Here is a 12,605-nt window from a genome sequence, read left to right on the forward strand (position 1 = left end):
GCATGATCAATCAGGGAAAGCCGTCCCCGCCTTCCGGCTCCCCTGCAAATCAGAAACGAAGGCGACAGATCACGAGCTACAAAAACACGACATCTTCACCCGCTACGGACAGGCGTCGTGTCGGACGGCGGCAGCCGCCAGCTCCTTTGCATGGGGTTGTTTTCGATATTTTGGCCGCGCGCGTCTGCGGCGAACGGCTCGGCGCTGCTGCGATCCGACCACCCCCGCAAGCGGGAGAGGGAGCGTCGCGCTGTCGCTATTCGACCTGATCTCATCACACGTTAACGCGCGCATGCTCTCCTCGGTCTCCCTTCAGATGCCTGACAACAATTCCCACCGCCTCCCCGATCAGCTCCGCGCCAATCTTCGACTGGTGTTCGTCGGCACCGCGGCCAGCACGCGCTCGGCCGCGGTCGGGCATTACTATGCGCATCCCGGCAACCGGTTCTGGCGCGCGTTGCATGAGGCCGGCATCACGCCGCGGCGCTATCGGCCTGATGAGTTCGCGGCATTGCTCGAGCTCGGCATCGGCTTCACCGATCTCTCCAAGACCGGCGCCGGGATGGATCATGAGATCGCGCGAGGCTCGTTCGATGTGATCGGCTTCAGGACGAAGATCGCGACATATCGGCCGAAGACGATCGCCTTCACCAGCAAGAAGGCGGCGAGCCTGTTTTATCACCGGCCGACCAGCGCAATTGCGCTTGGGCGGCAGACGCCGATGGGTGGATTCCCGGATGTATTCGTGCTGCCGTCGCCGTCGGGCGCAGCGTCCGGACATTGGAGCTTGCAGGCGTGGCGTGAGCTCGCGCAGTGGATCGCAGAACCGTAGGATGGGTAGAGCGCAGCGAAACCCATCAACTTCTCAACCGCGGGAGAGATGATGGGTTTCGCTTCGCTCCACCCATCCTACGCGACCGAATCTGGTGAGCGCCGTTACTCCTTCAACGTGATCGCGAGCCCGCTGAGGTCGACATTGGCCATCAGGCCGATCTGCTTGCCGCTCAGTTCGAGCACGGCGCCGTTCTGGTTGGTCAAGAGGATGCCGCGCACGCCGGCGCCGAGCGCAACGCCCATGCCCGCCGCGGCGTAGACACCGGCAATATCCTGGGCACGGCGGATGTTGCGGACCCGCCCCTGCAACGTGGTCTTTGAGCCGCCGAACACGAGGCCGTAGTCCAGCCCGCCGGCGGTGAGCCCGTAGGTCTGGCCCTTGAAGGTCAACACGCCCTTGCCGGCGGAGCCGCCGAAGATCCAGCCGCCCTTGAAGATCACGAGCGTCACCGCGCCCTCGTCGGCCAGGGCGGCGGACGATCCGGTGAGCAGCGCCAGTGCGAGCAGCACGGCGCGGGCGGCGGATGACAGTCTCATGGGGGGTTCTCCGGACGAAGTGAGGGCGAGATGCGAATCGCGGCAATCCAGCCGACGGCAGGCATCGTCGAAACGCCTGCGAAACATGCGGGATTGCGCTTGTTCCTGATCTCGCGAAGTCTATCATCGGCCGTGCAGCCGCGCGACGTTGGCGCATGCGCGCGCACCGCTTTGCCGGATCGCTGAGGAGTTTGCGCAACAGGGATCTGCACAGATGCACGATTTCACCCCAATTTCCGGCTTCGCCGGCGGCGCGCTGATCGGCCTCGCCGCGGCGCTGCTGATGCTGCTGACCGGACGAATCGCAGGGGTTACCGGCATCGTCGGCGGCCTGCTCCAGCCTGATACCGCCGACCGCGGATGGCGCATCGCATTCATCGCGGGGCTGATCGCGGCGCCCCTGATTGCAGCGCTGTTCGGCGCGCCGCTGCCGCGGCCGGAGATGAACGCGAGCCTTGTCGTGATCGCGATCGCGGGCCTTCTGGTCGGATTCGGCACCCGCATGGGCAATGGCTGCACCTCGGGCCACGGCGTCTGCGGCTTCGCCCGGCTGTCCGGCCGCTCGATCGTGGCGACGTTCATCTTCATGACGGCAGCGATCGCGACGGTTGCGATCGCAAGACACGTGATCGGAGGCTAGCGATGCCCGTTCTCGCAAGCTTCATCTGCGGCCTGATCTTTGGCGCGGGCCTCCTGATCTCCGGCATGACCGATCCGCAGAAGGTGCTCGGCTTCCTCGATTTGTTCGGCGCCTGGGACGCGACGCTCGCCTTCGTGATGGCGGGCGCCGTTGCGGTCACGGCATCCGGTTTTGCGATCGCGCGGCGCCGCGCTGCGCCCACCTTCTCGGCACGCTTTCTGTGGCCCGACCGCAACGACATCGATGCGCCGCTGGTTGGTGGCGCCATCCTGTTCGGCATCGGCTGGGGCCTTGCCGGCATCTGCCCCGGCCCCGCGCTGGTCAATCTCGCCGGCCTTTCGTTGCCGATCGTGGTGTTCGTAGTCGCGATGCTGGCAGGCATGATCGGCCAGAATCTGCTCGGCAAGAATCTCTGGCGCCCGCGCACAATGGCGCCGCGCGCCGCCGAAACCGCTTCCCTTCCATCTCGCGCAGACGGGTGACACATGACAGCGATCAAGCACTTCCCACCTCCGCCCGGCATCCAGGCGCCGCCACTTTCGTTCGGCGCCCGCGTCGGCGATCTCTTGTTCATCTCGGGCATTCCCGGCTTCGACGCCAACCGCGAGCTGCCCGACGGTTTCGAGGCGCAGTTCGCCAATGTCGTGACCAATTTCAAGCGCGTGCTGAATGAGGCGGGCGCGACGATGCGCGATCTCGTCAAGGTCAACGTGCTGCTGACGCGCGCCAGCGACGTCGCCGCGATGAACGCGCTCTATGCCGGCGCGTTCGGCCCCGCGCCCTATCCCGCACGCACCACCTGCGTCGTAGTGGCGCTGCCCAATCCGAAGATGCTGATCGAGATCGAGGGCGTGGCGTCCGTGAAGGGGTAGCGGTCATTCCGGGGCGCGCCGCTTGGCGCGAGCCCGGAATGACGAGAGGTGAGAATGCGAAGTTGCATCCTCATCCACATCTGTCATCGCCCGGCTTGACCGGGCGATCCAGTACGCCGCGGCTTCTCGGCTCAAGCGCTGCTGTCTCTGGAATACTGGATCACCCGCCTACGCGGGTGATGACACCGTGTGTTTCTCATCTTGAACCGAGAACCATCCACCGCAGTCGTCCTGGCGAAAGCCAGGACCATTACCCCAAATGCGCATTGTTGCGCGTCGCTGGGGCCGCGATCCCGTTCACAATCAACAGCGGGGGTTATGGGTCCTGGCTTTCGCCAGGACGACGATGTGGAGATACCTGTGCCTGTATGCGTGCACTCATCTCGCGGCTTCAGCCGCCCTCAAAACAACGACCCCTGCCCGTCATCCTCGCGCGGCGTCACCTTGCGCACTGCTACCTTCTTCGCCGCCGGAGCGTCCTCCGCCGCGATCTCTTCTGCGGTCATCGGCAGCAGCAATTGCGCATCGTCGTTGGCGACGGCATTCACCCGCATCGTCACCTGGTGCCAGGCGAACTCGCCGACATCGGGCGCCTTCAGCATCGGCATCACATCGTCGACATCGTTGGGCAGGCAGTCGAGCCAGCGCGCGAATTGCTCGGGCCTGATCGTCACAGGCACGCGGTGATGCAGTTGCGCGAGATCAGGGCTCGCGGGCGCAGTGACGATCGCGACCGTGTCCTGCTCCTCGCCGTTCGGCCCCATCCAGGTCTCGGCGAGCGCGGCGAAGGCGACCGGGTGGCCGTCGCGGCGATGGATGAAGAACGGCCGCTTGCGGCCGCCGGCATCCTGCCATTCGTAATAGCCGTCGGCCGGGATCAGCGCGCGGCGCCGCTTGATCGCGTTCTTGAAGGCGGGCTTCTCCCGCACCGTCTCGGAGCGCGCGTTGATCAGCAGCGAGAATGTGCGGGGGTCCTTGACCCAGGACGGGATCAGGCCCCAGCGCATCAATTGAAAATGCCGGCCGCCGTTCTGCAGCAGCACCACCGGGATCGGCTGGGTCGGCGCAACATTATACCGCGGCGGAAAATTCGGCTGCTCGATGTAGCCGAACATTTCGCGCAAAGCCGCCGGCGGCGAGGTAATAACAAAGCGTCCGCACATATCCCGTCCAGAGTGGTATCTGTTTATTCAGCCTTAACTTGGACCGTTAAAGACTGCGAGCAATGACCTCAACGGCCGCCATAGCGGGCTCTTCCCCGCGACCGACGTACCCCGACGAGGCGCGGGCGGCTTTGTTGCGCGCCGCCAACATCAATCCCCGCACCGGGCTTGCGACCGACTACCTCAATCACTTCAACGAAGCCATCATGTTGCTGGAGATGGTCCCGGACCTGCCGGAATGCGCCGACGATTTCCTGGAATGGCAGCCACTGTCCTATGCCGAGCATTTCACCGCGTCCAACTTCAAGGCGCGTGATCTGGCGATCGAGTCCTATGAGACCGCGGATGCCGGGATCCGGGCCGAATTCGACCAGCTGACCGACAGCATGACCAAGATCCTGACCGAAGTCGGCGCGGCGATGCGTCAATTGCAGCAGGACAAGAGCCGGGTCGCGCTCGCCGAGCAGGCGATCGTCTGGGTCAAGCCGCTGGTGATGCAGACCGCCGGTATCATCAACGGCGCCGCAGAGGCCGATGTCGACAGGATCATGGCGGGCGCCTGAGATATCGGGCAGGATGATGGTCTTGAAACTGGTGCCCTGACTGCCTTGACCTCTCCCGAACCTCCGATTCGCCCCCAGCTCGCCGTATCCGGCGTGATTTTCCGCGACGGCAAGGTGCTGCTGGTCCGCCGCGCCCGCTCGCCCGGCAAGGGCTTCTATTCGCTGCCCGGCGGCCGGGTCGAGTTCGGCGAAACCCTGCACACCGCCCTGCACCGGGAGATCGACGAGGAGACTGGCCTCAGGGTCGAGATCCTCGGCCTCGCCGGCTGGCGGGAGGTGCTGCCGACAGGACCGGGCACCGGCCATTACCTGATCATGACATTCGCGGCGCGCTGGGCCTCCCGCGAGCCCGTGCTGAACGACGAGCATGACGATTTCAAATGGCTGGCCCCGGAGGCGATCGGCGACCTCAAGGTCACCGGCGGCCTGCATGAGGTCATTGCGGCCGCCCGGCGGCTGGTTTGAGGCCTGTTTAGGGGCGATATTGCAGGTCCTTTGCGCCTTGCCTCGGGCGCATTGAGGGGGCATACCACGGCCATTCCGGAACCCCTGATGATCAGAGCCTTTCTCGCCGTTGTGATCCTGATGTCGGCATGCCTGGCGACGCCCGCCCGGGCGCAGGACGCGGCCGCGCCGTTCGACGGCGATTTGCAGCGGCTGGCCGAGATCCTCGGCGCGCTGCACTATCTGCGCGGCATCTGCGGCTCCAACGAGGGCGCCAAATGGCGCAATGAGATGCAGGCGCTGATCGATGCCGAGACCCCGTCCGGCGACCGCCGCGCCCGCATGGTTGCCGGCTTCAACCGCGGCTACAACGGCTTCCAGCAGACCTACCGGACCTGCACGCCCGCAGCCAGCGTGGCGATCCGCCGCTACATCGAGGAAGGCTCGAAGATCTCGCGCGACCTGACGGCCCGCTATGCCAACTGAACGGGCGATCTTCTTCGACCTCGACGGCACCCTGACCGACCCGAAGCCCGGCATCACCGGCTCGATCCAGTACGCGCTGGCCAAGCTCGGCCGCCCGGTTCCCTCGCAGGACGAGCTGACCTGGTGCATCGGGCCGCCGCTCAGGGCGAGCTTTGCGATGCTGCTCGGCGGCGAGGAGCTCGCCGACCGTGCCGTCGAGCTCTACCGCGAGCGGTTCGGCGACGTCGGCCTGCTCGAGAACAGCGTCTATCCCGATATCGCTGACGTGCTGGCCGAGCTGCGCGGACGGCCTGGCCGGATCTTCGTGGCGACCTCGAAGCCGCACGTGTTCGCGACCAGGATCGTCGCGCATTTCGGCCTCAACGGGTATTTCGACCACGTGTTCGGCTCCGAGCTCGACGGAACCCGGGTCAACAAGGTCGACCTGCTGGCCTATGCGCTCGACCAGACCGGGACCGATCCGGCCAAGGCCGTGATGATCGGCGACCGCAGCCACGACGTGATCGGGGCGAATCGTAACAGCATCCGCGCAATCGGCGTCACCTATGGCTACGGCACGGTGGAGGAGCTGACCGAGGCCGGCGCCAGCCATCTGTGCGCCTCGCCGCGCGCGGTGCTGGACCATATCCACAGCTCATTTGGCTGATCGCGGCCGCGATATCCGGAATTCCCGTTTAAATGCCGAGGCGGCCGTTAACCTTTTCGAAAGAAGTGGGCTAGGCGGTAACCGCATGCGTGATACATCTCGCGGGTCGCAGTGGTTCGCTCCTCGAACCGCGCGCATCCATTTTGCAGAGTTTCATGCGCCATCCAGCGTCCTTCCATCACCAAGACGATCCGCGTCCCGATCACGAGCAGAAGCAGGCCGCGCTGAGCTATCTGAACGAGGCGTGGGCTGAAGCGCGTCACGATGGCGTCGACGGCGACTGCCTCGCGCAGGCGAGCCTGTTCGCGGCGCTCGCCGAGCTCGTCAACACCTATGGCGAGGACGCGGTGGCGAAGTTCGCCGAGGGCCTCCCCGCGCGCGTGCGCAACGGCGAGTTCTCGCTGGCGCTCGCCAGGCAGTAACCCCGTAAAGCGTTTTCGAGCGAAGTGGGCACCGGTTCGCGCGAAGAAAACGCGTCAAACCAGAATCTAGCGCACGTAGTGCGCTACGGCTTCAGCGTCTCGAGGAACCGGACCGGTTCGCCGGTCGACGGCGTCGTGACTTCGCCCTGCCACATCACCCGCTTGCCGCGCACGAAGGTGCCAACCGGCCAGCCCTGCACCCGCACGCCGTCATAGGGCGTCCAGGCTGCGCGCGAGGCGATCCATTTGTTGGTGATGGTCTCGCTGCGCTTCAGATCGACGACGGTGAAGTCGGCATCGTAACCCGCCGCGATACGGCCCTTGCGGGCAATGTTGAACAGCCGCGCCGGACCCGCGCTGGTAAGATCAACGAACCGCTGTAGCGACAGCCGCCCGGCGTTGACGTGATCGAGCATCAACGGCACCAGCGTCTGCACGCCGGTCATACCCGAGGGCGAAGCCGGATAGGTCTTCGCCTTCTCCTCCAGCGTATGCGGCGCGTGGTCCGAGCCGAGCACGTCGATGATGCCCTGCTCGATGCCGTACCAGATGCCGGCGCGGTGATCGGCCGAGCGCACCGGCGGGTTCATCTGCGCCAACGTGCCGAGCCGCTCATAGCACTCGGGCGCGGCCATCGTCAGGTGATGCGGCGTCGCCTCGCAGGAGGCGACATCCTTGTGGTCGCGCAGATACAGGATCTCTTCCTTGGTCGAGATGTGCAGCACGTGGATGCGCTTGCCGGTCTCGCGCGCGAGATTGACCAGGCGCTCGGTCGCCATCAGGGCTGCGGTCTCGTCGCGCCACACCGGATGCGAGCGCGGATCGCCCTCGATGCGCAGCGGCTTGCGCTCGTTGAGGCGGTATTCGTCCTCGGCGTGGAACGCGGCGCGGCGCCGGATCACCTGAAAAATCCGCCGCAGGCTCTCGTCGTCCTCGACCAAAAGCGCGCCAGTGGAGGAGCCGATGAACACCTTGACGCCGGCGCAGCCCGGCGCGCGCTCGAGCTCCGGCAGGTCCTGCACGTTCTCGCGGGTGCCACCGATGAAGAACGCGAAATCGCAATGCATGCGGTGGTGGCCGCGCTTGATCTTGTCGGTGAATGCTTCCTCGGTGACCGTCAGCGGATTGGTGTTCGGCATTTCGAAGACAGCGGTGACGCCGCCCATCACGGCGCTGCGCGAGCCGGTCTCGAGATCTTCCTTCTGCGTCAATCCGGGTTCGCGGAAATGCACCTGGGTGTCCATCACGCCGGGCAGAATGTGCAGGCCCTTGCAGTCGATCACTTCGCCGGCCGAGGCCTGGCCGAGCGATCCGACCGCGGCGATGCGGCCATTCGTGACGCCGATATCGCGCACGCCCTCGCCGTCCTGATTGACCACGGTGCCGGATTTTAGAATGGTGTCAAAATGCTGATTCATCGGTCCTCGGCGCCCGCTTTCGGCTGTCGCGCGGGCCTTGTTCGGGGCACTCTAGCGCCTTAGCTTGGCAGGGGATATCCGCGAGGACCGCGTTTCCCAAGGAACTTGGAAAAAGAGCCAATTTTGCGAATGAAAGCAGCGTTTCTTCCAGATCGGGGCGTGGTCAAAGTCTCTGGCGAGGACGCCCGCAACTTCCTCAACGGCCTCATCACGACCGACGTCGAGCAGCTGGCCCCGGGGCAAGCCCGGTTCGGCGCGCTGCTGACGCCGCAGGGCAAGATCATCGTCGATTTCCTGATCACCGAGATACCCGCAGGCCATGGCGGCGGCTTTCTGATCGACGCGCCGCGTGCGCTCGCCAAGGGGCTTGCCGACAAGCTCGGCTTCTACAAGCTGCGCGCCAAGGTCGTGGTCGAAAACCTCACCGACAGCCTCGGTGTGCTGGCAGCCTGGGATGGCGAGCCGGCGGCGACGCCCGACCTCGCCTTCGCCGATCCGCGCAACCCGGCGCTCGGCTGGCGCATCCTGATCCCGGAAGACCTCAAGCAGAAACTCGCCGATCTGATCGGCGCCGACCTCGTCGACTCCAGTGCCTATGAGGCGCATCGGATCGCGACCGGCGTGCCGCGCGGCGGGCTCGACTTCATGTATGGCGACGCCTTCCCGCACGAGACCAACATGGACCACCTCAACGGCGTCGATTTCGACAAGGGCTGCTATGTCGGCCAGGAAGTGGTGTCGCGCATGCAGCACCGCGGCACGGCGCGCACCCGCACGGTGAAGATCATTCTCGACGGCCCCTCGCCCGAAGCCGGCGCAACCATCCTCGCCGGTGACAAGCAGGTCGGCACCATCGGCTCAACCGCCGGCGAGAAAGGCCTCGCGCTGGTGCGCATCGACCGCGTCGCCGATGCGCTCGATGCCGGCCTGCCGCTGACCGCGGGCGGGCTGTCGCTGCATCTCGCCGAGCCGGACGCTGTCCGCATCCCTCCCAAGCAGACCGTCGCATGAGCCGTACCGCGCAACTGCATCCCGATGGCAAGACGCGCTGCCCCTGGCCGGGCGAAGACGCGTTCTACGTCGCCTATCACGACAATGAATGGGGCGTGCCGGAATATGACGACCGCGCGCTCTATGAAAAGCTGATCCTCGACGGCTTCCAGGCCGGCCTGTCCTGGATCACGATCCTGCGCAAGCGCGACAATTTCCGCAAAGCCTTCGACGATTTCCAGCCCGAGAAGATCGCGCGCTACACCGACAAGAAGGTGCATGCGCTGATGAACGACGCCGGCATCGTCCGCAACCGCGCCAAGATCGAGGGCGCGGTGGCGAGCGCGAAGGGCTATCTGGAGATCATGGAGAAAGGTCCCGGCTTCTCGAAATTCCTGTGGGACTTCGTCGACGGCAAGCCGAAGGTCAATCAGTTCAAGACCACCGCGAGCGTGCCGGCCTCGACGCCGGTCTCGATCAAGGTCTCCAAGGAGCTCGGCGCGCGCGGTTTCAAATTCGTCGGCCCCACCATCGTCTACGCCTTCATGCAGGCGACCGGCATGGTCAACGATCACCTCGTCACCTGCTTCTGCCACGAGACCTGCAGCGGCAAGCTCCGCACGCCGCGGCTCAAGAAGAAATGACGGTGCGCAAATCGACGGAGACAACCCGCGCCTGGCAGCGGATGTTGTCGGGACGCCGGCTGGACCTGCTCGACCCGTCGCCGCTCGATATCGAGATCGTCGACATCGCGCATGGACTGGCGCGCGTCGCGCGCTGGAATGGTCAGACCTCAGGCGCGCACATCTTCTCGGTGGCGCAGCACACGCTGCTGGTCGAAGCCGTGATGCGTCAGCAGACGCCACGCGTCGCCATCAGCCATCGTCTCGCTGCGCTGCTGCACGACGCACCGGAATACGTCATCGGCGACATGATCTCGCCGTTCAAGGCGGTGCTGGCGGGCGAATACAAGGTCGTGGAAAAGCGGCTGCTGTCGGCGATCCATATCCGCTTCGGCCTGCCCGCGGTGCTGGCGGATGAGATCACCCAGCAGATCAAGGCCGCCGACCGCGGCGCGGCCTATCTCGAGGCGACGCATCTGGCGGGATTCTCGCAAGCCGAAGCCAAGCGGCTGTTCGGCCGCGATCCGGAATTGCCCGAGGCGACCGAGCGCGACTATCTGACGCCATGGACCGCAGCGCGGGCTGAGAAGCAGTTCCTCGAACGTTTCGGGGCATTGCACGCGTCGTAGGTAGAGCACCGCGAAACCTGCCGCGGTTGCGCCGCAAAACGAAGAGCGGGCATAACGCCGCGCGCCTTTGCCCACCGCGGAGCAGCAGTTATAATCGGGCTCACCCGATACCCAAGGACCATCATGCTTCACGTCTGCTCGCTTGCCGCGCTCTCCGACACGGTTCGTGCCACCGGCGCCAGCCATGTGCTGACCGTGATGGCCAATGTCGACCAGGTGCAGCGGCCGCCCTCCGTGCTTCCGGCCAACCATCTCAAAGTGTCGATGGACGACATCGTCGAGCAGATGGACGGGTTCGTTGCACCCAACGAGACGCATATCGAGCGGGTGCTGAGCTTCGTGCGCGGCTGGGATCGCCGCGCCCCGATGGTGGTGCATTGCTACGCCGGCATCAGCCGCTCGACCGCGAGCGCATTCGCCACCGTGTGCGCGCTCAATCCGCACCGCGACGAAATGTCCATCGCCCGGCTGATCCGCGCGGCCTCGCCGATCGCGGCGCCCAACCGGCTGATCGTCAGCCTCGCCGACAAGGCGCTGGGGCGCGAAGGCCGGATGCTGCGCGCGCTCGATGCGATGGGCCCCGGCAGCATGAGCGTCGAAGGCCGGCCCTTCCACATCGATCTGGAATAGCACGGGCTGCGCGCCCAGATCGCTTGAACTTCCAGTCCCCTCGACTGCACTACTAGGTTGCGACGGGCGGCCGACTGGCCGATGGTCCGGCGCGTCCCGCCGGAGGCCCAATGTTCGATTCGCCGTTCGATTTCCTGACGCTCGTCATCGCCATTGTTGCGATCATTTTCTCGCGCAAGGCGCTGGGCCAGATCGCGGTGCTGCAACGCCGGCTGGATGCGATCGAGGCGGCAGGCACAGCCGCCGCGCGGACGGCCATGCCGCCACCGCTGGCGCCGTTCGAGGCGTTCGAGCAGACGCTTTCAACGGCCCCTCCCATCGCGCCGCCGCCACTCCCCGAAGCGATCGCGAGCGAGCCGGAGGCGCAGACAGAGCCCGCCGCGAGCACGACAAGCGCTGCGCCTCCGCCACTGCCCGAACCGCCGGCCCCGCCGCAGCCGGCGCCCGGCTTCGAGGAGACGCTCGGCACCCGCTGGGTGGTGTGGATCGGCGGCCTGACGCTCGCGCTCGGCGGTTTCTTCATGGTGCGCTACTCGATCGAGGCCGGGCTGCTCGGCCCCGGCGTGCGCACGATGCTCGGCGGATTGTTTGCGCTGGCGCTGCTCGGCGCCGGTGAATGGACGCGGCGCAAGGAGAGCATCTCCAATATCGCGGCACTGCCGATCGCCAACATTCCGGCGATCCTCACCGCTGCCGGTACCGCGGTGGCGTTCGCCACCGTCTACGCCGCCTACGCGCTGTACGACTTCCTCGCGCCGGCGACCGCCTTCATCCTGCTCGGCATGGTCGCGCTCGGGACGCTCGCGGCCGCGCTGCTGCACGGACCGGCGCTGGCTGGCCTCGGAATCGTCGGCGCCTTCGTCACGCCGATCCTGGTCTCATCCGACAAGCCCGACTTCTGGTCGCTCTACATCTATCTCGCCATCGTCACGGCGGCGGCGTTCGGCCTCGCGCGGATCCGGCTGTGGCGCTGGCTCGCGGTCACGACGATCGCGTTCGCGCTGCTATGGACCTTCCCCTGCCTGCAATGCGGCCCGGAGATGATCGCGCCACACGTCTTCCATGTCATCGCGGGCTTCGTGCTGGCGGCGCTGCTCGTGGTCTGCGGCTTCATGTTCGGCCCCGACGGCGATGGCGAGGAGATCGAGCCGATCTCGTCCGGCTCGCTCGCGGCCTATCTGTTCGGCGCGATGCTGATCGTGCTCAACAGCGCTCATGCCGACACCGCGATGATCGGCTTCGCGCTGCTGACGGCCGCGAGCCTTGCCGTGGCCTGGCGCGCACCTGCCGCAACTGGCGCGATCGCCGCCGCATCGGTTTTCGTCTTCATCGTGTTCGGCGAATGGGCCGTGCGCCGCAACGTCGACATGCTGGTGCTGCCGGGCGGTGCGATCCCCGGGATCGGCCCGTCGGCGACCGACGGATCGGTCTCGCTGCATCTCGTCACGGCTGCGCTGTTCGCGGCCGCCTTCGGCATCTCAGGCTTCCTCGCGCAATTGCGTTTTGCCACGACGAAGGTCACGGTGACCTGGGCTGCGGCGGCCGTGTTCACACCGGTCGCGCTACTGGTCGCGCTCTATGCGCGGATCGCGCATCTCGATCGTTCGATCCCGTCCGCAATTCTGGCCGTGCTGCTCGCCGCAGCCTACGCCGCCGCGACCGAAGCGCTGACCCGGCGCGGCGAGCGGCCGGAGCAGTCGCCCTCGAT

17 protein-coding genes are annotated in these 12,605 nt (G+C 66.0%); 14 read left to right on the plus strand and 3 right to left on the minus strand.

Features of this window, described 5'->3' with window-relative positions:
- The first annotated feature begins 316 nt into the window (after positions 1-316).
- A complete protein-coding gene (locus AC628_RS39630) occupies positions 317-832 on the plus strand; it encodes a mismatch-specific DNA-glycosylase (protein WP_074132144.1) in 516 nt (171 codons plus the stop codon).
- A 104-nt stretch (positions 833-936) separates the two neighbouring features.
- Here the strand turns inward: AC628_RS39630 and AC628_RS39635 are convergent, their stop codons facing one another.
- A complete protein-coding gene (locus AC628_RS39635) occupies positions 937-1,371 on the minus strand; it encodes a hypothetical protein (protein ID WP_074132124.1) in 435 nt (144 codons plus the stop codon).
- Between the two features lie 214 nt (positions 1,372-1,585).
- Here AC628_RS39635 and AC628_RS39640 point away from each other — a divergent pair, with 214 nt between their 5' ends.
- The 3 genes from AC628_RS39640 to AC628_RS39650 are packed head-to-tail and all read left to right on the plus strand — an operon-like array spanning position 1,586 to position 2,883.
- A complete protein-coding gene (locus AC628_RS39640) occupies positions 1,586-2,011 on the plus strand; it encodes a YeeE/YedE family protein (protein WP_074132125.1) in 426 nt (141 codons plus the stop codon).
- 2 nt (positions 2,012-2,013) lie between these two features.
- Positions 2,014-2,493, plus strand: coding sequence for a YeeE/YedE family protein (locus tag AC628_RS39645; protein WP_074132127.1), 480 nt, complete (start codon positions 2,014-2,016; stop codon positions 2,491-2,493).
- Between the two features lie 3 nt (positions 2,494-2,496).
- The gene (locus AC628_RS39650; protein ID WP_050424355.1) at positions 2,497-2,883 is read left to right on the plus strand and encodes a RidA family protein; all 387 of its coding nucleotides are present in this window, start codon (positions 2,497-2,499) and stop codon (positions 2,881-2,883) included.
- 401 nt (positions 2,884-3,284) lie between these two features.
- Here AC628_RS39650 and AC628_RS39655 read toward each other — a convergent pair whose 3' ends face one another.
- A complete protein-coding gene (locus AC628_RS39655) occupies positions 3,285-4,046 on the minus strand; it encodes an SOS response-associated peptidase (RefSeq protein ID WP_074132129.1) in 762 nt (253 codons plus the stop codon).
- Positions 4,047-4,108: 62 nt separating this feature from the next.
- Between AC628_RS39655 and AC628_RS39660 the strand changes: the two genes are divergently transcribed.
- From AC628_RS39660 to AC628_RS39680, 5 genes are all read left to right on the plus strand, one after another.
- Entirely contained in the window at positions 4,109-4,609 is a 501-nt protein-coding gene (locus tag AC628_RS39660) for a hypothetical protein (protein WP_074132130.1), read from the plus strand.
- A 45-nt stretch (positions 4,610-4,654) separates the two neighbouring features.
- Positions 4,655-5,074 carry an NUDIX hydrolase gene (locus AC628_RS39665; RefSeq protein WP_074132131.1) on the plus strand — a complete coding sequence of 140 codons (420 nt, stop codon included), beginning with the start codon at positions 4,655-4,657 and terminating at the stop codon, positions 5,072-5,074.
- Between the two features lie 87 nt (positions 5,075-5,161).
- Positions 5,162-5,539 carry a TIGR02301 family protein gene (locus tag AC628_RS39670; protein ID WP_050424352.1) on the plus strand — a complete coding sequence of 126 codons (378 nt, stop codon included), beginning with the start codon at positions 5,162-5,164 and terminating at the stop codon, positions 5,537-5,539.
- Entirely contained in the window at positions 5,529-6,185 is a 657-nt protein-coding gene (locus tag AC628_RS39675) for an HAD family hydrolase (RefSeq protein WP_074132132.1), read from the plus strand. Before AC628_RS39670 ends, AC628_RS39675 begins: the two co-directional genes overlap by 11 nt.
- 155 nt (positions 6,186-6,340) lie before the next feature.
- On the plus strand, positions 6,341-6,607 hold the full coding sequence (locus AC628_RS39680; protein WP_074132134.1) for a hypothetical protein: 267 nt from the start codon (positions 6,341-6,343) through the stop codon (positions 6,605-6,607).
- Positions 6,608-6,690: 83 nt separating this feature from the next.
- On the opposite strand, the gene AC628_RS39685 is transcribed toward AC628_RS39680, so the two are convergent.
- Positions 6,691-8,025 carry a dihydroorotase gene (locus AC628_RS39685; RefSeq protein WP_074132136.1) on the minus strand — a complete coding sequence of 445 codons (1,335 nt, stop codon included), beginning with the start codon at positions 8,023-8,025 and terminating at the stop codon, positions 6,691-6,693.
- 129 nt (positions 8,026-8,154) lie between these two features.
- Here AC628_RS39685 and ygfZ point away from each other — a divergent pair, with 129 nt between their 5' ends.
- From ygfZ to AC628_RS39710, 5 genes are all read left to right on the plus strand, one after another.
- On the plus strand, positions 8,155-9,036 hold the full coding sequence (gene ygfZ / locus AC628_RS39690; protein ID WP_074132137.1) for a CAF17-like 4Fe-4S cluster assembly/insertion protein YgfZ: 882 nt from the start codon (positions 8,155-8,157) through the stop codon (positions 9,034-9,036).
- Entirely contained in the window at positions 9,033-9,659 is a 627-nt protein-coding gene (locus AC628_RS39695) for a DNA-3-methyladenine glycosylase I (RefSeq protein WP_074132139.1), read from the plus strand. Before ygfZ ends, AC628_RS39695 begins: the two co-directional genes overlap by 4 nt.
- Positions 9,656-10,267 carry a YfbR-like 5'-deoxynucleotidase gene (locus AC628_RS39700; protein WP_074132140.1) on the plus strand — a complete coding sequence of 204 codons (612 nt, stop codon included), beginning with the start codon at positions 9,656-9,658 and terminating at the stop codon, positions 10,265-10,267. The genes AC628_RS39695 and AC628_RS39700 overlap by 4 nt, the downstream gene beginning before the upstream one ends.
- Before the next feature lie 123 nt (positions 10,268-10,390).
- Complete coding sequence (locus AC628_RS39705) at positions 10,391-10,897, plus strand: tyrosine phosphatase family protein (RefSeq protein ID WP_074132142.1); 507 nt, start codon at positions 10,391-10,393, stop codon at positions 10,895-10,897.
- A gap of 110 nt (positions 10,898-11,007) precedes the next feature.
- A partial coding sequence (locus AC628_RS39710; protein WP_143202057.1) for a DUF2339 domain-containing protein occupies positions 11,008-12,605 on the plus strand: 1,598 nt, incomplete at its 3' end.

The sequence above is a fragment of the Bradyrhizobium sp. NAS96.2 genome (genome assembly GCF_001908235.1).
GTDB lineage: Bacteria > Pseudomonadota > Alphaproteobacteria > Rhizobiales > Xanthobacteraceae > Bradyrhizobium.